Source organism: Rhizobium sp. BK112, from assembly GCF_014193215.1.
Taxonomy (GTDB): Bacteria; Pseudomonadota; Alphaproteobacteria; order Rhizobiales; family Rhizobiaceae; genus Rhizobium; species Rhizobium anhuiense.
On record NZ_JACHYZ010000004.1, the window covers coordinates 107,652 to 126,034 of the forward strand.

The 18,383-nt window shown below is 62.2% G+C and carries 17 protein-coding genes; 11 read left to right on the plus strand and 6 right to left on the minus strand.

What is annotated here, in order from left to right; all coding sequences use genetic code 11:
- The first annotated feature begins 41 nt into the window (after positions 1 to 41).
- The 5 genes from FHT75_RS13145 to FHT75_RS13165 all read left to right on the plus strand — a co-directional run bounded on the left by FHT75_RS13145 (position 42) and on the right by FHT75_RS13165 (position 5,902).
- On the plus strand, positions 42 to 1,208 hold the full coding sequence (locus FHT75_RS13145) for an ABC transporter permease (RefSeq protein WP_097594942.1): 1,167 nt from the start codon (positions 42 to 44) through the stop codon (positions 1,206 to 1,208).
- Positions 1,205 to 2,149, plus strand: a complete 945-nt coding sequence (locus FHT75_RS13150) for an ABC transporter ATP-binding protein (RefSeq protein ID WP_183844903.1) — start codon at positions 1,205 to 1,207, stop codon at positions 2,147 to 2,149. Before FHT75_RS13145 ends, FHT75_RS13150 begins: the two co-directional genes overlap by 4 nt.
- Positions 2,146 to 2,895: an ABC transporter permease gene (locus FHT75_RS13155; protein ID WP_127430999.1), complete on the plus strand. Its 750-nt coding sequence runs from the start codon at positions 2,146 to 2,148 to the stop codon at positions 2,893 to 2,895. The genes FHT75_RS13150 and FHT75_RS13155 overlap by 4 nt, the downstream gene beginning before the upstream one ends.
- A gap of 79 nt (positions 2,896 to 2,974) precedes the next feature.
- Positions 2,975 to 3,370 carry a VOC family protein gene (locus tag FHT75_RS13160; RefSeq protein WP_047617276.1) on the plus strand — a complete coding sequence of 132 codons (396 nt, stop codon included), beginning with the start codon at positions 2,975 to 2,977 and terminating at the stop codon, positions 3,368 to 3,370.
- Between the two features lie 75 nt (positions 3,371 to 3,445).
- Positions 3,446 to 5,902 (plus strand): glycoside hydrolase family 2 protein, encoded by a 2,457-nt coding sequence (locus tag FHT75_RS13165; protein WP_183844902.1) that lies wholly within the window; start codon positions 3,446 to 3,448, stop codon positions 5,900 to 5,902.
- 200 nt (positions 5,903 to 6,102) lie between these two features.
- Here the strand turns inward: FHT75_RS13165 and FHT75_RS13170 are convergent, their stop codons facing one another.
- Positions 6,103 to 6,495, minus strand: a complete 393-nt coding sequence (locus FHT75_RS13170) for a PRC-barrel domain-containing protein (RefSeq protein WP_028756625.1) — start codon at positions 6,493 to 6,495, stop codon at positions 6,103 to 6,105.
- Positions 6,496 to 6,751: 256 nt separating this feature from the next.
- Here FHT75_RS13170 and FHT75_RS13175 point away from each other — a divergent pair, with 256 nt between their 5' ends.
- Positions 6,752 to 8,452 carry a long-chain fatty acid--CoA ligase gene (locus FHT75_RS13175; RefSeq protein WP_183844901.1) on the plus strand — a complete coding sequence of 567 codons (1,701 nt, stop codon included), beginning with the start codon at positions 6,752 to 6,754 and terminating at the stop codon, positions 8,450 to 8,452.
- Positions 8,453 to 8,639: 187 nt separating this feature from the next.
- Positions 8,640 to 10,265 (plus strand): glucose-6-phosphate isomerase, encoded by a 1,626-nt coding sequence (gene pgi, locus FHT75_RS13180; protein ID WP_127431002.1) that lies wholly within the window; start codon positions 8,640 to 8,642, stop codon positions 10,263 to 10,265.
- Between the two features lie 191 nt (positions 10,266 to 10,456).
- Here the strand turns inward: pgi and FHT75_RS13185 are convergent, their stop codons facing one another.
- Positions 10,457 to 11,410: an acyl-CoA desaturase gene (locus tag FHT75_RS13185; protein WP_127431003.1), complete on the minus strand. Its 954-nt coding sequence runs from the start codon at positions 11,408 to 11,410 to the stop codon at positions 10,457 to 10,459.
- 169 nt (positions 11,411 to 11,579) lie between these two features.
- On the opposite strand from FHT75_RS13185, the gene FHT75_RS13190 reads away from it, so the two are divergent.
- Together FHT75_RS13190 and otsA are read left to right on the plus strand one after the other, a co-directional pair.
- A complete protein-coding gene (locus FHT75_RS13190) occupies positions 11,580 to 11,939 on the plus strand; it encodes a metalloregulator ArsR/SmtB family transcription factor (RefSeq protein WP_127431004.1) in 360 nt (119 codons plus the stop codon).
- 288 nt (positions 11,940 to 12,227) lie between these two features.
- Positions 12,228 to 13,628, plus strand: coding sequence for an alpha,alpha-trehalose-phosphate synthase (UDP-forming) (gene otsA / locus FHT75_RS13195; RefSeq protein WP_183844900.1), 1,401 nt, complete (start codon positions 12,228 to 12,230; stop codon positions 13,626 to 13,628).
- Positions 13,629 to 13,684: 56 nt separating this feature from the next.
- Here otsA and FHT75_RS13200 read toward each other — a convergent pair whose 3' ends face one another.
- The 3 genes from FHT75_RS13200 to FHT75_RS13210 all read right to left on the minus strand — a co-directional run bounded on the left by FHT75_RS13200 (position 13,685) and on the right by FHT75_RS13210 (position 16,092).
- The gene (locus FHT75_RS13200; RefSeq protein ID WP_063474763.1) at positions 13,685 to 14,611 is read right to left on the minus strand and encodes a carbohydrate kinase family protein; all 927 of its coding nucleotides are present in this window, start codon (positions 14,609 to 14,611) and stop codon (positions 13,685 to 13,687) included.
- Positions 14,612 to 14,673: 62 nt separating this feature from the next.
- Positions 14,674 to 15,363: an orotate phosphoribosyltransferase gene (locus FHT75_RS13205; RefSeq protein WP_183844899.1), complete on the minus strand. Its 690-nt coding sequence runs from the start codon at positions 15,361 to 15,363 to the stop codon at positions 14,674 to 14,676.
- A gap of 75 nt (positions 15,364 to 15,438) precedes the next feature.
- A complete protein-coding gene (locus FHT75_RS13210) occupies positions 15,439 to 16,092 on the minus strand; it encodes a TetR/AcrR family transcriptional regulator (protein WP_028756631.1) in 654 nt (217 codons plus the stop codon).
- A gap of 100 nt (positions 16,093 to 16,192) precedes the next feature.
- Between FHT75_RS13210 and FHT75_RS13215 the strand changes: the two genes are divergently transcribed.
- Both FHT75_RS13215 and FHT75_RS13220 read left to right on the plus strand, forming a co-directional pair.
- Positions 16,193 to 17,017: an NmrA family NAD(P)-binding protein gene (locus FHT75_RS13215; protein ID WP_063474765.1), complete on the plus strand. Its 825-nt coding sequence runs from the start codon at positions 16,193 to 16,195 to the stop codon at positions 17,015 to 17,017.
- 2 nt (positions 17,018 to 17,019) lie between these two features.
- The gene (locus FHT75_RS13220) at positions 17,020 to 17,502 is read left to right on the plus strand and encodes a DUF1772 domain-containing protein (RefSeq protein WP_048338267.1); all 483 of its coding nucleotides are present in this window, start codon (positions 17,020 to 17,022) and stop codon (positions 17,500 to 17,502) included.
- Between the two features lie 235 nt (positions 17,503 to 17,737).
- Here the strand turns inward: FHT75_RS13220 and FHT75_RS13225 are convergent, their stop codons facing one another.
- Positions 17,738 to 18,271 carry a glyoxalase superfamily protein gene (locus FHT75_RS13225; RefSeq protein WP_048338239.1) on the minus strand — a complete coding sequence of 178 codons (534 nt, stop codon included), beginning with the start codon at positions 18,269 to 18,271 and terminating at the stop codon, positions 17,738 to 17,740.
- Positions 18,272 to 18,383 lie beyond the last annotated feature (112 nt).

Genomic DNA, 18,383 nt, shown 5'->3' on the forward strand with positions numbered 1-18,383 from the left:
GATAGGATTGAGCGGACAGGTTGGCAGACAGGGTTGAATTGATGGAAGAAACCTCAGCGGTCCGCAGGCTGGACCGGCTCGGCGTGGTTCTGGTGGCCGGCGGCATTGCGGCGACGGCCCTGATGCCCTTCATCTATGTGAAGGCCAACCGTATCGCCGCCGGCAAGCCGATGCTGCTCACGCAGCTTCTTCCCCAGCCTTCCGTCATCATCCTGACCGTGCTTCTCCTTCTCACCGCTTTCGCCGCGCTGCTGCTCACCAACGCCCTTGCCCGGCTTACGGTCGCGACGCTCTGCCTTGCGGCGCTGATCGTTGCGATCGGGCTCGTCTCGGCGGCAGCGACGCCGCCCGGCAGCACGGTGGCGCGGATGACGCCCGGCGGCGGTTTCTGGGTGCTGTTTGCCGTGATCGGGCTCGTGATATCAGATGCGCTTGTCAAAATCCGGCTGGCGCCGTGGATGCGGGTCGCAGCCCTTGCGGCCTATACGGCGCTGCTGTTCCTCTCGCTCACGTCAGGCCTGCTCGACAGCCTTTCGATCATGAAGGAATTTTCCACACGGGCTGCGCAATTCGAGACCGAGGCGATTTCGCATCTGCTGCTGGCCTTCGGCTCGCTTGCCATCGCTATCACTCTCGGCCTGCCGCTCGGCATCCTCTGCTTCTGGGTGCCGAAGCTGCGGGCCATCGTGCTGCAGGGCTTGAGCCTCATCCAGACGATCCCGAGTCTGGCGCTCTTCGGCCTGCTGATGCTGCCGCTCGGCTATCTCGCCACCCATGTGCCGCTGGCCGCTGCCATCGGCATCCGCGGCATCGGCACGGCGCCGGCATTGATCGCACTGGTACTCTATTCGCTGCTGCCGATCGTCGCCAACACCGTCGTCGGCCTACAGGGCGTCGACCCCGCGGTGCGCGACGCGGCCGCCGGCATGGGACTGACGCGCTTGCAGATCCTGACCCGCATCGACATGCCGCTCGCCTTCCCCGTCATCCTCACCGGCATCCGCATCGTGCTGGTGCAGGCGATCGGCATGGTGACGATCGCCGCACTGATCGGCGGCGGCGGCTTCGGCATCTTCATCTTCCAGGGGCTCGGCCAGACGGCCATGGACCTCGTCCTGCTCGGCGCCGTGCCGACCGTCTTCTTCGCCTTCTCATCGGCCGTCATCCTCGATGCGGTCATCGACAGCATCCGGGGATCCGCCGCATGAGCATGATCGAGATCAGGAACGTCACCAAGCGCTACGGCACGGCCACCGTCGTCGACGACGTCTCGATGAGCGTCGAGAAGGGTGAGATCACCGTCATCGTCGGCACCTCGGGCTCGGGCAAATCGACGCTGATGCGCATGATCAACCGGTTGGTGCCGATCACCGAAGGTCAGATCTTCGTCGGCGGGCAGAATGTCATGGACGTTGAGGTGACCGAGCTGCGCCGCAAGATCGGCTATGCCATCCAGGGCCACGGCCTGTTTCCGCACCGCACCGTGGCGCAGAATATCGCCACCGTCCCGCAGCTTCTCGATTGGGATTCCGCCCGCATCGCCAAACGGGTCGAGGAACTGCTCGGGCTTTTCAACCTCGATCCGGCGACCTTTGCCGACAAATACCCGCACCAGCTTTCCGGCGGCCAGCAGCAGCGTGTCGGCGTCGCCCGGGCGCTGGCGGCCGAGCCGGAACTGCTGTTGATGGACGAACCCTTCGGGGCGCTCGACCCGGTCATCCGCGGCAAGGCGCAGGACGATCTGCTGGCGATCCAGAAGCAGTTCGGCACGACGATCATTCTCGTCACCCACGACATGGACGAGGCCTTCCATCTCGGCAACCAGATCGCTGTCATGAGCCAGGGCCGACTGCTGCAATGCTCGACCCCGGAAAAGATCCTCACCGAGCCGGCCGATCCCTTCGTGCAGCAATTGACCGGCACCTCCGACCGGGCGCTGAAGCTGATGTCGCTGCTGCCGCTCAAGGAAAGCATGGCGCCGGCGAAAAGCGGTCTCGCCTATGCCCTGCCGCAGTCGCTCAGCCTGCGCGATGCGCTGGCCGAAATGATCTGGCAGGGGGTCGACGAGGCGGCCGTTGAGAACGGCGAGAAGGCGCCTGTCGGGTCGATTTCGATGAGCCGGCTTCTCGAACTGGGCCGCAAGGCATGAAACTCCTCGTCGCCAATCTCTTCCGCCTGGCGGCGCTCGCCCTGCTGTTGATCCTGCTGTTCAGGACGGAGTGGCTTTCCTTCCTGCTCACGCCGTTGACCAACAACAATGCGCCCGCCGTCTATACGCAGAACAGCCTTGCCTCGCTGGCCGTCGGCCATCTGCAACTGGTGATCGGCTCGATTGTCTGCAGCGCCGTGCTTGCCGTTGTCGGCGGCATTTTCGTGACGCGGGAAAGCGGGGCTGACTTCCTGCCGCTGTCGCGCGCCATCGCCAATGCCGGGCAGACCTTTCCGCCGGTCGCGGTGCTGGCGCTCGCCGTTCCCGCCACCGGCTTCGGCGCCATGCCGACGCTGATTGCGCTCTTTCTTTACGGCCTGCTGCCGATCTTCGAAAACACCGTCGCCGGCTTGAAACAGGTTTCGCCGCAGGTGCTCGATGCCGCCGACGGCATGGGCATGAACGGCATGCAGCGGCTGTTTCGCGTCGAGCTGCCGCTTGCCCTGCCGCTGATCCTCGAAGGGCTGAAGGTTGCGACCGTCATCAATATCGGCACGGCGACGATCGGCTCGACGGTTGCGGCAAAGGGTCTCGGCGAGGTGATCATCGCCGGGCTGATTTCAGACAATACCGCCTTCATTCTGCAGGGCGGCCTGATCGTCGGCCTGATGGCGGTGCTGATCTATGACGCCATGGGCCTCGTCGAAGCGGCGATCACCCGAAGAATCGGCTTGCGCCCGGCGTAAAGGGACGGGTACCAAGTGCCACAGCGTCCTTTGCGCGTCTGAAAAGACGCGCGGCGCCGTCGTGGAATGGGAGGCAGAATTGGCGAAGATGATCCACTCGATGATCCGCGTTCTCGACGAGGCGCGCTCCGTCGACTTCTACGGCAAGGCCTTCGGCCTTTCGGTCGCCGACCGCGTCGATTTCGAAACCTTCACGCTGATCTATCTGAGCAATGCCGAGACCGGCTTCGAGCTGGAGCTGACCGTCAACAAGGGCCGGACCGCGCCCTATGAGCTCGGCAATGCCTATGGTCATCTCGCCGTCTCGGTCGAAGAGGTGGCGGTCGAACGCAAACGGCTGTCGAAGCTCGGGCTTCATCCCGGCGAACTGGTGGAGCTCAACCGCGACGGCAAGCTCTTCGGCCTGTTCTTCTTCATCAGCGATCCCGACGGCTACAAGATCGAGGTGCTGCAGCGCCACGGCCGGTTTCTCTGACGCTTCTTGCGGCGACATAGTTCCACTCCACACCTAATCCCACAGCTTCGAGCGGCATGAATCAGGAGCCCGCCCATGATCGAGAAGACCGCGCTCAATTCCGGCTGGACGCTTACCTGTAACGATACAGGAAGATCCGGCCTGCCGGCCGCGATACCCGCAACGGTGCCGGGCTGCGTGCATCTCGACCTGCTCGCCAACCGGCTGATCCCCGATCCCTATATCGACGTCAACGAGATCACCAATGACTGGATCGGCAAAACCGACTGGACCTATCGCTGCAGCTTCGAGGCAATGCCTGATGATGGCAGGGTATGGGAACTCGTCTTCGACGGGCTCGATACGGTCGCGGTGCTCTCCCTCAACGACGAAGAGATCGGCCGCACCTTCAACATGCACCGCACCTATCGCTTCGATGTGTCGGGGCTGCTGAAGGCCGGGAGCAACGAACTCACGGTCGCCTTCCGCTCGGCCTACGCCTATGGCGCGGAGATGGAAAGGCATTACGGCTACCGCCCCAACAACTATCCGGGACCGGGCAATCTGATGCGCAAGATGGCCTGCAATTTCGGCTGGGACTGGGGGCCGACGCTGGTGACGGCGGGGCTCTGGAAGCCGGTCCGGCTGGAAAGCTGGGATCGGGCGCGGCTTGCCGAAACGCGCGTATCGGCAACGCTTGCCGGCGGCGATGGGTTGGTGAAGGTCCATGCGAAGCTGGCGCGGCATGGCGATCATGAGCCGTGCCAGCTCGTCGCCGCAATCGGCGACGTGACCCAGACGGTGGCGATCGATGCTGATGAAGACGAGATCGTCTTCGAGCTTGCCCTCCCCTCGCCGCAGCTGTGGTGGCCGCATCATCTCGGCGCGCAACCGCTCTATCCGATGACGCTGAGGCTGGTCGACGAGGCCAGCGGCGATCTGCTCGACAGCTTTGAACGCGAACTCGGCTTCCGCTCGCTCAGGCTCGACACCTCGGCCGACGAACACGGCTCGGCCTTCACCTTCGTCATCAACGACGTGCCGCTGTTCATCTGCGGGGCGAACTGGATTCCGGACGATTGTTTCCCCCCGCGGGTGACGGACGAGCGCTATGCGGCGCGGATCGAGGAGGCAAAGGCCGCCAACATCCACCTGCTGCGCGTCTGGGGCGGCGGCATCTTCGAGCGGGATGAATTCTACGCGGCTTGCGACCGCATGGGCATGCTGGTCTGGCAGGATTTCCTCTTTGCCTGCGCCGCCTATCCGGAAGAGGAGCCGCTCAGAAGCGAGGTCGAGGCGGAGGTGCGCGACAATGTCGTGCGGCTGATGCCGCATGCCTCGCTGATCCTCTGGAACGGCAATAACGAGAACATCTGGGGCTTCGACGAATGGGGCTGGCGGCCGATCATCCAGGCCGGCGAAAGCTGGGGGCTCGGCTATTATCTCGGCCTGCTGCCGAAGCTCTGCGGCGAACTCGATCCCGACCGGCCCTATTATCCCGGCAGTCCTTACTCCGGCTCGATGGAGATCGAACCCAATGCCGACGGCCATGGCTGCAAACACATCTGGGACGTATGGAACGATGTCGGCTACGAGGTCTACCGCAATTATATCCCGCGTTTCTGCTCCGAATTCGGCTGGCAGGCGCCGGCCGCCTGGGCAACGATCGAAGAAAGCGTGCATGACCAGCCGCTGACGCCGCAATCGAACGGCGTCTTCCACCATCAGAAGGCAACCGAGGGCAATGACAAGCTGATCCGCGGCCTTGCCGGCCATCTGCCGGAGCCGCAGACGATGGACGACTGGCATTTCGCCACCCAGCTCAACCAGGCGCGCGCCATCCGCTTCGGCGTCGAGCACATGCGCTCGCACCGGAATGTCTGCAAGGGTGCGGTGGTCTGGCAGTTCAACGATTGCTGGCCGGTGACCTCATGGGCGGCGCTCGATTCGGCCGGCCGCCGCAAGCCGCTCTGGTATGCGCTGAAGGCAGCCTATGATCCGCGCCTGCTGACGATCCAGCCGCGCGGCAGCGGGCTTGCGGCGGTGGCGGTCAATGAACGCACCCTGTTCTGGCGGGCGAAGATCAGCGGCAAACGCCTGAAGCTCGACGGCACCGTGCTTGCCGCATTCGAATTCTGGCGCCTGCTCTGCGACCGCTTCGAGGCCAAGGAATTTCCGCTGCCCGAGGATATCGTCACTCCCGGCTTACCGAAGGACGAGCTCATCGTCGTGCAGATGCTGGACAGGCGCGCCTTCCATTATTTCGTCGAGGATATCGAGCTTGCCTTGCCGCCACCGCGGCTGGCGGTCGATGTCACCAGCATCGAGAGTGGGTATGCAGTGCGGGTGACGGCGCAAAATTTCCTCAAGGATCTCTGCCTGATGGCGGATCGGCTGGATCCGGATGCCGTCGTCGATTCGATGCTGGTGACGCTGTTGCCGGGCGAGAGCCATGTCTTTGCGGTCAAGACGGCGAAGGCGATCAGGGCAGAGGATATTGTCATCGGCACCGTGCTGCGATCGGCCAATGATCTTGTTGTCGGTTCGCGCTAGCTGCCCCTCACCCTAACCCTCTGCCCGTAAACGGGTAGAGGGACGAGCCGAGAGCGGTCGCGTACATCCCCTTCGCCCCGTTTACGGGGAGAAGGTAGCGGCAGCCGGATGAGGGGCTGCCGAGCCACGACATTTGTCACCAAACACCAAAAAGGCCCCGCATGCCGCGGGGCCCTTCCAGCTCGGCCTATCGGACGACGTTACATCCAGTAGGGCGGCACGCCGTAGTAATCATAGACCCGGCGGCCATTATCGTTGTACCAGGTGTCGTCATCGTCCGAATAGCTCGGGGCGCCTTCGATCTGCTCCTTGGTCAGGTCGATGCGATAGCCGTCCAGTTGGGTGTCGTAGTTCAGCTTTTCCCAGGGAAGCGGATAGTGATCGTGGCCGATGCCCAGGAAGCCGCCGAAGCTCAGCACGGCATAGGCGACGCGGCCGTCGAGTTTTCCGATGATCAGGCGTTCGATCGAGCCGATATGCCTGCCATCCGAACCATAAACACGGGTGCCTTCGACACGGTCGCTGGCGATCATCGCATGCGTGCCCTCGACGTTCGGGTCGCGGCGGGTGGCGTCAGTATCCTGGTTCAACATTGTGCACCTCCTTTTGGTGTTTCCTCATGGTGAGTCTGCAGGATCAACGTCATGGCCGACTCAAAGTTCCCCAGCCTTCCCACGATCCGGCGATGGCCGAATGTTGACGTTTACGTCAAGGTTAGTATAGCTTCATTCGGCTTGAACCGTTCAGGCAATGGCATAAGCTGCCGGGCTGGAAGACGGAGGATCTTTCCGGTCAATATGGGCCAGACGATTGCTGGCTCAGCGGCGGCCGCAAGGGAGAGAGGATACGATGAACAGCATTTCCGTCCATCCGAACGGAGCCAAACCCGACAAGCCCTGGCTTGCCAGCTATCCCGATGTCGTTCCGGCCGAACTCCCACCTCTGGAATATGCCTCGCTTGCCGAAATGCTGGAAAAATCCTGCGCCCGTTACGCCGACCGGACGGTGTTTTCCAGCATGGGCAAGGCGATGCGCTATCGTGAACTGGAGAGCAAGACGCGCAAACTCGCCGCCTGGCTGCAGAGCATCGGCCTCGAGAAGGGCGATCGCGTCGCCGTGATGATGCCGAACGTGCTGCAGAACCCGATCGCCACCTACGCCATCCTGCGCGCCGGCCTCGTCGTGGTGAACGTCAACCCGCTCTATACGCCGCGCGAACTCGAACATCAGCTGCGGGATTCCGGCGCCAAGGCGATCTTCGTGCTGGAGAATTTCGCCCGGACGGTGGAGCAGGTGCTCAACAAGACGGATCTGCGCCATGTCGTCGTCACCTCGCTCGGCGAAATGCTGGGACCCAAGGGGCTGATCGTCAATTTCGTCGTGCGCAGGGTGAAGAAGCTCGTTCCCTCCTGGTCGATCCCGCAGCACAAGAGCTTCGGCCAGGTGCTGCGCGAAGGGGCGGGAAAGACGCTTGCGCCGGTGACGCTTGCCGGCGGCGATATCGCCTTCCTGCAATATACCGGCGGCACGACGGGCGTTGCCAAGGGCGCGGTGCTGACGCATGCGAACCTGCTCGCCAACAAGCAGCAGCTGTCACTCTGGCTCCGCTCGGCCTTCGAGCGCAAGAAGCAGCCGGAGGTGCTGAATTTCCTCTGCGCCCTGCCGCTCTACCACATCTTTGCGCTGACGGTGAATTCGCTGATGGGCATGTCACTCGGCGCCCACAATATCCTGATCGCCAATCCGCGCGACATTCCCGGTCTCGTCAAGGAATTCGGCAAATCCGACGTGCATATCTTCCCCGGTCTCAACACGCTGTTCAATGCGCTGATGAACAATGCCGATTTCGCCAAGCTCGACTTCTCCCCGCTGATCATGTCGCTCGGCGGCGGCATGGCCGTCCAGCGGCCGGTCGCCGACCGCTGGCTCAAGATGACGGGCACGCCGGTGACGGAGGGCTACGGCCTTTCCGAAACCTCGCCGGTCGCCACCGCCAACCGTTTCGATTCGGCCGAGTTCACCGGTACGATCGGCCTGCCGCTGCCCTCCACCGACCTCGATATTCGCGACGAGGAAGGCAATTCGTTACCACTCGGCCAGGTCGGCGAGATCTGCATCCGCGGGCCGCAGGTGATGGCCGGCTACTGGCAGAAGTCGGAGGAAACGGTGCGGGTGATGACCGATGACGGCTATTTCCGCTCGGGCGACATGGGTTTCATGGACGAACGCGGCTATACCAAGATCGTCGACCGCAAGAAGGACATGATCCTGGTCTCCGGCTTCAATGTCTATCCGAACGAGATCGAGGAGGTCGCCGCCATGCATGCCGGCATTCTCGAGGCCGCGGCCATCGGCGTGCCGGACGGACATTCGGGCGAGGCGGTCAAACTCTTCGTCGTCAGGAAGGATCCGAACCTGACCGAGGCAGAGGTGAAAGCCCATTGCATCGCCAATCTTACCAACTACAAACGGCCACGCTTCATCGAGTTCCGCACCGAACTGCCGAAGTCGCCGGTTGGCAAGATCCTGCGCAAGGACCTGCGCGGCTGAATTTGACGAATTCAAAGTGTTACAGCGTCCTTTGCACGTCTTTCGGACGCGCGGCGCTCTAATGAAATTGAGGGCCATCCGCTCGCCGCGGGTGGCTTTTTTCTATTTCGGCAGGTGGCTGAACTTGATTTGCGGGTGATAAAGCGAATAGTTTCCGCAACCCTTTCCGCCTCCAAAGGAGCCTCCCATGAACGCCATCGTCGAACAGCTGAAAAGCACCGCTGATGCCACCAAGGCGACCGATATTCGTGCCGCCTTCGCCGCCGATCAGCAGCGCTTTTCGCGTTTTTCCGTTTCGCTTGACGACCTGCTGATGGATTTTTCCAAGACGGCGGTGAATGACGATATCCTCAAGCTGCTGGTGAAGCTTGCCGAAGACGGCGGCGTCGAAAAGAAGCGCGAGGAAATGTTCTCGGGCAAGGCGATCAATTTCACCGAGGACCGCGCCGTTCTGCACACCGCGCTGCGCAACCGCTCCAACACGCCGGTTCTGGTCGACGGCAAGGACGTCATGCCCGACGTCAATGCCGTGCTTGCCGCCATGGGCAAGTTCGCCGACGAGATCCGCTCCGGCGCGCTGAAGGGCGCCACCGGCAAGGCGATCACCGACGTCGTCAATATCGGTATCGGCGGCTCGGATCTCGGCCCTGTCATGGCGACGCTGGCGCTTGCCCCCTTTCATGACGGCCCGCGCGCGCATTTCGTCTCCAACATCGACGGCGCCCATATCGCCGATATCCTGAAGCTGGTGCAGCCGGAAACGACGCTGTTCATCGTCGCTTCGAAGACCTTCACCACCGTCGAGACGATGACCAATGCGCAGACGGCGCGCAATTTCATCGCCAAGGCGCTCGGCGAAGCGGCCGTGCAGCACCATTTCGCCGCCGTCTCGACGGCGCTCGACAAGGTCGCCGCCTTCGGCATCGACAGCGCCCGGGTCTTCGGCTTCTGGGACTGGGTCGGCGGCCGCTACTCCATCTGGTCGGCGATCGGCCTGCCGCTGATGATCGCCGTCGGGCCGGAGAATTTCGGCAAATTCCTCGATGGCGCCCATGCCGTCGACAATCACTTCCGTAAGGCACCGATTACCGAAAACCTGCCGATGCTGCTCGGCCTGATCGGCTTCTACCACCGCAATGTGCTGGGCTACCCCACCCGCGCCATCCTGCCCTACGACCAGCGCCTGTCGCGCTTCCCGGCCTATCTGCAGCAGCTCGACATGGAATCGAACGGCAAGGGCGTCACCATCGACGGCACGCCGGTCGAGGGCAATTCCGGCCCGGTCGTCTGGGGCGAACCCGGCACCAACGGCCAGCACGCCTTCTACCAGCTCATCCACCAGGGCACGAGCATCATCCCGGCCGAATTCATGATCGCCGCCAATGCCTTCGAGCCGGAGCTGCGTCACCAGCACCAGCTGCTCATCTCCAACGTTCTCGCCCAGTCGGAAGCCCTGATGAAGGGCCGCACCTTCGCGGAAGCCAAGAAGCAGCTGACCGACAAGGGTATGGACGACAAGAAGGCCGACTTCATCGCGCCGCACCGCGTCTTTAACGGCAACCGCCCATCGATCACCTTTGTCTACGACAAGCTGACCCCCTACGCCCTCGGCCGCCTGATCGCGCTTTACGAACACCGCGTCTTCGTCGAAGGTGTGCTTTTCCGCATCAACTCCTTCGACCAGTGGGGCGTCGAGCTCGGCAAGGAACTGGCAACCGGCCTGCTGCCGGTCGTCGAAGGCAAGGAAAGTGCGGCAGGCCATGATTCCTCGACGCAGGGCCTGGTTGCGGCGCTGGCAAAGCTGGCGAAGTAATTTGCCCCTCACCCTGACCCTCTCCCCGTAAACGGGGCGAGGGGACGTGCCACGCGAGACGCAGGCAGGGATGGAAAAGTTGCGCCATAAGGGGAGAAGAGCGAATCGAGAGGCCGCGGCATTGTCCCTTCGCCCCGTTTACGGGGAGAAGGTGGCGGCAGCCGGATGAGGGGCGGACGCTGGCTTAAGCCTCAAAAGCCAATCTCACTTGCCCAGGGCGGATTGGCGCCATCCTCAACAGTTTCAGCTGCCTTGACGCGCCTCAACCCTCGCCTTGGCATGATCGTGTGCGGGAGCTTGATCGCCGAAGCCAGGCCGAGCCTCGCCAGCAGCCGGATGAAATACCAACCGAGATCCAGCTGCCCCGGCTCGATGCCGAGCCGCGCCGATTCCGGAAAGGCGTGATGGTTGCCATGGAAGCTCTCACCAAAGGTCACCAGCCCGAAACGCGGCAGGTCATAGCCCTGCACCGCGACACCATCGACGCTCCAGCTCTGATGGCCGTCGCGATGAGCGAAGTGGCCGATCAGCCAGTGTCCGGTTAACGACGCTGATATCCGCACGGCAATACCCCAGACTATCCACGGCAGGCCGCCGAGCGCAAAGAGCACGAGCCCCAAGGGAATCTGCTGCGCCATCCATGTCGCCTCCAGGAAGCGGTAGAAGCGGTTGCGCCGCTCGCGCTCATCGAGGACGAAACGTGGCGGACGGTCCAGCACCACGATGCAATGCATCTGCCAGAAAGCATCGATGAAGAAAGGCCGGCGATGGGCATAGAGGTCATGGCAGTCTCGCTGCCGTTGCGCCCAATCGCGAATATCGTGCGCGTAGATCATGCCGAAGGGACCAGCCATGCCGACCAGCGTCCCGAGATAGACAAGGAAGTGCTCGATCCAGATATGGGTGCTGAACGAGCGGTGGATCAACAGCCGGTGCATGCCAACGGAATGACCGAGGCAGATCGTGAGGGCGGTCAGGAGGATAAAGACAGCAAAAGCGCTCCAGGTGAGGGTCAACGGCCCGCCAATAATGGCGATCAAAGTCATGGCGGTGATCCAGATCGACTTTGCCGGCATCCAGACGACCCTGCCCTTCACGGGATCGCTTCCGTTGTCGATCATCCGCCCCGTGGAAATACTGCTCATGACAAACTCCCTCCTATCGGGCGCATTCTCCACTTGTACATCGCCCACCAATTCATTAATTAAGAAATTACCTAATTACTTTGCGCGAACGGCATTAATTAAGCAATACATTAATTGCTTAATTTGTTAGTGGATCGTTGCGATGATGCCGCAGGCACGGAGACCGGACTTGAACGAAGAGACTTTCGATGACGCTGTGGAAGGCAGCTCCGTCAGCGCCGCCCAGCGGGTATTTCACGCGCTTTCCAGTGCCCCACGGCGAAAGATCCTCGCCTATCTCTCAGCCTCGGGCCTGACCGCCGGCGAGATCGCCGACCGCTTCAGCATGTCCAAGCCGGCCGTTTCGCAACATCTTTCCATCCTCGAAACCGCAGGACTGATCAGACGAGAGAAACAGGGCCAGTTCGTGCACTATTCCCTGATCGAGAACAATCTTGTCAACACGCTCAACGGCTTCGTACAGGAGGTCTGCCCCGTCGGTCGGCCGATCAAGAAGGAAAGCCAGGCGCGCGCCCGCGCGAAAGAATAGCATGGGGCCCGTCGCGCAAAACCGGATTGAACTTTCTTCTAATAGAAAATTTTAGAAAGAATTCTTTCAATCTGCCGCCATCGCCCTAGATTCAAGCAAAATATGTGCGCAGGGTACTTCCGACGACATGGCCTACAAGCCGGGGGCGATGCCCCGTTTCATTGTTTCCGCTGGCGTATGCGCCGGGCCACTCGCGTCCGGATCGGCTCTTTCGCGCCCAGCTCGGGAGATTGCCCGAGACGCTCACCATAGAGCGTTTTCACGATCCATCTTCACCAAAGGAAATTCATGAGCCGTCTTATCGTCGTTTCCAATCGTGTTCCCATGCCGGCCAAGGATGGGAGCGCCCCGGCCGGCGGCCTGGCGGTCGCGCTGCAGGCAGCCCTGCAGGCGCGCGGCGGCATCTGGATGGGATGGTCGGGAGAGTCGAGCGGAGACAGGGAGCCTGGCCCGCTGTCGCAACTGCAGAAGGGTAACATCACCTATGCGCTGACCGATCTCACCGACACCGACGTCGAGGAATATTATCGCGGATTTGCAAACCGTGTTCTCTGGCCCATCTGTCACTACCGCCTCGACCTCGCCGAATATGGCCGAAAGGAAATGGCCGGTTATTTCCGCGTCAACCGGTTTTTCGCGCACCGGCTGGCGCCGATGATCGAGCCGGACGACATCATCTGGGTTCATGACTACCACCTCATTCCGCTGGCCGCCGAACTGCGCCAAATGGGGCTGAAGAACCGGATCGGCTTCTTCCTGCACATTCCCTGGCCGCCGGCCGACATTCTCGTCACGATGCCGGTCCATGAAGAAATCATGCGCGGGCTCTCGCATTACGATCTCGTCGGCTTCCAGACGGACTACGACCTCCAGAACTTCGCCGGGTATCTCAGAAGGGAAGGCATTGGCGACGACCTCGGAAATGGATCGTTCGATTCACATGGGCGGATATTCAAGGCGGGCGCCTATCCGATCGGGATCGAAACCGCGGGCTTCGCCGACTTCGCCGAGAGCGCCGCAGACAATGTCATGGTGCAGAAGACCCGGCGCAGCATCGAGGGCCGCGACATGATCATCGGGGTCGATCGGCTCGATTATTCCAAGGGCATCATTCAGCGGCTGGAAGCGTTCGAACGCTTCCTCACCGGCAATCCCGCCTATCAGAACAAGGTCACCTATCTGCAGATCACGCCGAAGTCGCGATCGGAAGTTCCCGAATACGAGCATATGCAGAAGATGGTCGCCGAGCAGGCCGGCCGCGTCAACGGCGCCATCGGGACGGTCGACTGGGTGCCGATCCGCTATGTCAACCGTTCGATCAACCGCACCGTGCTCGCCGGCCTCTACCGCCTGGCGACGATCGGGCTGGTCACGCCGTTGCGCGACGGCATGAATCTCGTCGCCAAGGAATATGTCGCCGCCCAGAACCCGGATCGCCCGGGCGTCCTGGTGCTATCGCGCTTCGCCGGCGCGGCTCGGGAGCTGAAGGGTGCGCTGCTGGTCAATCCCTACGATGTCGAAGGCACTGCCAATGCGATTGCCAAGGGCCTTGCCATGTCGCTTGGGGAGCGCCGCGAACGCTGGAGCATGATGATGGAGCATCTGCTCTCTCACGATGTCTCGCTTTGGTGCGAAAACTTCCTGCGGGACCTAGTGACCGCTCCCGAACTTCCCCGGACAATCGCCTGATCGATCAGCGTCCAGCCGTCATCGCAAAAAGCCTCGCACCGTCCCCGGCGCGAGGGTTAAAGCCCGATCTCATGCGCCCAGGGCGGATTGGCGCCGGCGCGGGAGACGGTGACGGCGGCGGCTTTGGCGCCGAGGGTCAGGGCGTTGTGGAGTGCCTTTTCGTCGAGCGAGGCGACCTGAGGCTTGGTCAGCAGACCATCCATCTTCAAGGAAGCCAGGATGCCGGCATCGAAGGTGTCGCCGGCGCCGACCGTGTCGACGACGGTGACGCGTTGGCTCGGGACCGTGACTTTACGCTCCTTGGTATAACCGGAAGCACCTTCCGCACCCTTGGTGATGACGACGAGCTTGGCGCCGTGGGCAAGCCAGTGGGCGGCGAGCGTATCGTGGTCGCCTTCCAAGCCGAACCATTCGAGATCCTCGTCGGAGAATTTGACGATGTCTGATTTGGCGGCCATGCGCTTGATGCGGGCCATATGCGACGGCTTGTCCTTGATGAAACCGGGACGGATATTCGGATCGAGCGAGATGACGCGGCTTGCGGCTTCGCGGTCGAGAAGCGCCTCGTAGGTTTCGCCGCAGGGGCTGGGGATCAAGCTGATGGCGCCGAAATGCAAGGCTTCGCAATCATCGCCCAGAACAGGCAGGTCGGCCGTGGTGATCATCCGGCCGGCCGTGCCCTCGTCGTAAAAGGCATAGGTCGCCTGGCCATTGACCAGCTTGACGAAGGCGATGGTCGAGGGACGCGGCGTGATGGCACACGGGCTGTAATCGACATTGCTCGCCTTCAGCGTCTCGAGCAGGACTTCGCCCATCATGTCATCGGCAATGCCGGTGAAGAAGGCGGTGGGGATGCCGAGGCGGCCGAGCGCGATCGCGGTGTTGAAAATCGCGCCGCCGGCATAGGGCGCAAAGCCCTTTTCGCCGAGCGTCGTGTCCCTCGGCAGCATGTCGATCAAGGCTTCGCCGCAGCACAAAATCATCGTATTCCTCCCAACAGCACTGATATGTCCATCAATCGATTAAGTGAGCTTTTGTCAACTGGCTAGAGCGAAAGCTCACCAACCCCACCATTCCTGCCCGACCAGGCCAGCGGCGCATCAAGGAAGGCCTCGACCTCCGTCAGCGTCTTGTCGTCAAAGAGCTTCTGCGCCCTGGCGACGGCCAGAACATTGCGCCAGGTGGCGATGTGATGCAGCCGGACCTTGCCGTCGGTAAAGCGCTGTTCGCCGAAGATACCGTAGAAGAACAGCGCAATGCCATGATCGACTATGCCGCCGGCGGCACGAACCGCGTCGATGAACTTGAACATGCTGCCGCCGGCTGTCGTCAGGTCTTCGATGACGAGAACGCGCGAGCCTTCCGGCATGTTGCCTTCGATCTGGGCATTGCGGCCATGGCCCTTCGGCTGCTTGCGGACATAGATCATCGGCAGGCCGAGGCGGTCAGCCAGCAGCGCGGCAAAGGGGATGCCGGCGGTCTCGCCGCCGGCGATACAATCGAACTGCTCGAAGCCGGCATCGCGCAGCAGGGTGCTGGCAGCGAAATCCATCACCGTCGAGCGGATGCGCGGGAAGGAAAGCAGCTTGCGGCAATCGATATAGACCGGGCTCGCCATGCCGGAGGCGAGTTTGTAAGGCTGGGCGGCATTGAAATGCACCGCCTTGATTTCCCAGAGCATCTTGGCCACCAGTTCGGCCATCACGGCGCGGTCGGGAAATGTGGTCTGGATCATGCGGCTCTCCTTCGGCTTGGGTCCTTGGGGGAATAGCAGCAAGAGCCCGACGTTTCCAGACGAAAGGCGAGCCAATTACCGCAGCAGACGACCGATATCGGCGATCTGCATCTTCTTGAACAGGGCGATCGCCTGGGCGCCCTCCTCCGCATCGAGCGAAACCGCATATCGCACGCCGGCGGCAAGCAGCTGCATCGTCAGCCGGGCGATCGCCAGCAGTTCCTTGCGGTCGCGATCCGGCCATAGGCGGACGAGCACGGCGAGAAATGCCTGGGCATGAAATTCCATGTCCTCGGCATCGACCTGCTGCAGCAGCTTGTCGGTATGGGTCGCATGCCAGATGTCGCGCATGACGGGCTCGCGGCGGAAGAAGCCGTAATATTCGTCAACGATCGTGGCGAGCGCGCCTTGCAGCCCGGCAGCATCGGTGACCTTCGCCAATTCCGCCTCGACGCACCGCCTGCCCTCTTCGTTGAAACGCTCGGCCAATGTCCGGATGATCGAGCTCTTGTCGGGGAAATATTGGTAGAGGGCGCCAAAGGAAAGGCCGGCCTTTTCGACGATCTCGCTCATTTTCAAGCCGTCGCTGCCATGGCTTTCGATCAGCTCGGAGGCGACGGCGAGGATCTTTTCGAAGCGCTCACGGCCGCGCTGCTGGCTGGGGATCCGGCGCAGCTGGCCGCTATGCTCCTGCTGGCGCCTGCGCGTTGCGACCGGCTGCTCCGACATCGTCTGCTCCCTTTCCAAGTTGACAAAGAAAATAAGAGAGTTTATCTCATTTTGCAAATGAGAGAGTTTCTCTTGTTTTGATCAAGGAAGGAGCTTCGACATGCAGAATTCCGAAATCGTCCTCGTCGGTGGATCGGGAAAGACCGGCGGCCGCATCATCAAGCGCCTGGAAGCGCGCAGGCTGAATGTTCGGGCAGCGTCACGCTCCAGCGCCCGTCCCTTCGATTGGGAGGACAGGTCGACCTGGCGCGAGGCGCTTGATGGCGCATCGAGCGCCTATGTCGCCTTCCAGCCGGATCTTTCCGTCGCCTGGGCGGCAGAGGCGATCGGCGCACTCGCCAAGGTCGCGGTCGACTGTGGCCTTGCGCATATCGTGCTGCTTTCCGGCCGCGGCGAAGAGGGCGCGCAACGCAGCGAGGCAGCGCTGAAGGCGTCCGGCATTGACACCACCATCCTGCGCGCCTCCTGGTTCTGCCAGAACTTCAGTGAGGGCGCCTTTGTCGAGCAGATCATCGGCAGCCGGCTGCAATTGCCGGCAGGCGAGATCAGCGAACCGTTCATCGATGCCGACGACATCGCCGATGCCGCCGTCGCCGCCTTGACCGATCCCCGCCATCGCAACAAGGTTTACGAACTGACCGGCCCGCGGGCACTGACCTTCCGACAGGCGGTCGCCGAGATCGCCGCGGCCACTGGGCGGCCGATCGAATATGAGCAGGTGTCGATGGCGGATTTCACCGGCGCGCTTGCGGCAGCCGGCCTGCCCCAAGGCCTGATCGATCTTCTGGAGGAACTGTTCGGCCAGGTACTCGACGGGCGCAACTCCAAGGTGATGGGCGGTGTCGCCGAAATCCTCGGCCGCCCCGCCACCGAATTCAGCCAATATGCCCGCCGAACCGCGACAAGCGGAATATGGAGCGCCTGACCATGCAGATCGTTCTCACCCTCTCCCTCGCCGCCGCGGCAATCGGCAGCGGCCTCGTCGCCGGCATCTTCTTCGCCTTCTCGACCTTCATCATGACCGCCTTCTCGCGCATCCCGGCGGAACAGGGCATCGCCGCAATGAACTCGATCAACGCCACGATCGTCCGCTCGCCCTTCATGGGCCTTTTCGTGCCGACGGCAATCCTCTGCATCGTCATCGCGGTGCTGGCGGTGATCGACTGGCGCGGCGGGGCATCCGTGTTGATGCTCGCAGGTGCGACCCTCTATGTCGTCGCCTCATTCCTCTCGACCATCATCTTCAACGTGCCGATGAACGATGCGCTTGATAAGGTCGGCGGCAGCGGGGCGGAGGCGGTTCAGCTCTGGACCAGCTATCTCAGGGACTGGACATGGTGGAACCATGTGCGGACGATCGCCTCGCTGCTCGCCTCGGTGGCATTCGTGCGGGCGCTGATGATTGTCTAGGCGGCGCGTCTGCCACACGTCCCTTCTCCCCGGCGGGGGTCCGAAGGACGGGTCGAGACCCGCGGCTCGACCCCGGTCGGTGCCGGCAGGCGGTTGAGGGGGTGAGCGGCAAGGCCGCGAATGCACGGAGCGTAAGCGAAGGGCAACATATAGGGTGTGCCGTGCGCCCCCTCATCCGACCCTTCGGGCCACCTTCTCACCGCTGGGGAGAGGAGGGAGCCAAGCCGCCCCTCGTCTACTTCTGCTCGCAAAAGGCAATGCGGTTGCTGAAAGGATCGATGACCGTCATCTCCAATCCCCACGGCGCTTCCTCGACGCCGGGCTTCATGTAGCGGTAGTCCTTGCCCGAGAGTTCGGCGTGGTAGGCCCGGATATTGGCGACACGGACGAAGGCTTTGGCGCCGGGGCTGGCGTCGCCGGAATGTTCGCTCAAATGCAGCGCCATGCCGTCGCGCGAGACTTGGCAATAGAGCGGGAAGTTCTCGCCGAAACGGTGCTCCCAATCGAGATGAAAGCCGAGGAATCCGCAATAGAATTCCATCGCTTTCTCGACCGAGAAGATCCGGAAGATCGGCATCGGCGGCTCGATGCCGATGGCCGAGGAAGCGCCCGCCGCATCGATCTTGGCCGAGAGGATGTTCCATTGGTCGAGCCCGAACTGGCGGGCGACGATTTCGAGAGTCTCGCTGTGGGTCAGCGAAATGTCGCGGTCGGCGAGAGCCTGCCGCAAGGTTTTTGCCATGAGCTTGGCATCGCGAAAATCGCGCATGATGTCATCCTTCCGTTGGCGGCAAACAGGAAGATCAGTGCCCGCGTCTGCTGACCCGTTCGCCATCGATCGCCAAACGGCAAGGGATGTGAAGGATGTTCTCTGGATGCAT

Bases quoted from the DNA above. Each gene is read 5' to 3' on its own strand.
- otsA (WP_183844900.1), top strand. From the start codon at position 12,228: ATGAGCCGTCTTATCGTCGTTTCCAATCGTGTTCCCATGCCGGCCAAG.
- FHT75_RS13145 (WP_097594942.1), top strand. From the start codon at position 42: ATGGAAGAAACCTCAGCGGTCCGCAGGCTGGACCGGCTCGGCGTGGTT.
- FHT75_RS13200 (WP_063474763.1), bottom strand. From the start codon at position 14,611: ATGATTTTGTGCTGCGGCGAAGCCTTGATCGACATGCTGCCGAGGGAC.
- FHT75_RS13150 (WP_183844903.1), top strand. From the start codon at position 1,205: ATGAGCATGATCGAGATCAGGAACGTCACCAAGCGCTACGGCACGGCC.
- FHT75_RS13220 (WP_048338267.1), top strand. From the start codon at position 17,020: ATGCAGATCGTTCTCACCCTCTCCCTCGCCGCCGCGGCAATCGGCAGC.
- FHT75_RS13210 (WP_028756631.1), bottom strand. From the start codon at position 16,092: ATGTCGGAGCAGCCGGTCGCAACGCGCAGGCGCCAGCAGGAGCATAGC.
- FHT75_RS13215 (WP_063474765.1), top strand. From the start codon at position 16,193: ATGCAGAATTCCGAAATCGTCCTCGTCGGTGGATCGGGAAAGACCGGC.
- FHT75_RS13165 (WP_183844902.1), top strand. From the start codon at position 3,446: ATGATCGAGAAGACCGCGCTCAATTCCGGCTGGACGCTTACCTGTAAC.
- FHT75_RS13175 (WP_183844901.1), top strand. From the start codon at position 6,752: ATGAACAGCATTTCCGTCCATCCGAACGGAGCCAAACCCGACAAGCCC.
- pgi (WP_127431002.1), top strand. From the start codon at position 8,640: ATGAACGCCATCGTCGAACAGCTGAAAAGCACCGCTGATGCCACCAAG.
- FHT75_RS13155 (WP_127430999.1), top strand. From the start codon at position 2,146: ATGAAACTCCTCGTCGCCAATCTCTTCCGCCTGGCGGCGCTCGCCCTG.
- FHT75_RS13170 (WP_028756625.1), bottom strand. From the start codon at position 6,495: ATGTTGAACCAGGATACTGACGCCACCCGCCGCGACCCGAACGTCGAG.
- FHT75_RS13185 (WP_127431003.1), bottom strand. From the start codon at position 11,410: ATGAGCAGTATTTCCACGGGGCGGATGATCGACAACGGAAGCGATCCC.
- FHT75_RS13225 (WP_048338239.1), bottom strand. From the start codon at position 18,271: ATGCGCGATTTTCGCGATGCCAAGCTCATGGCAAAAACCTTGCGGCAG.
- FHT75_RS13205 (WP_183844899.1), bottom strand. From the start codon at position 15,363: ATGATCCAGACCACATTTCCCGACCGCGCCGTGATGGCCGAACTGGTG.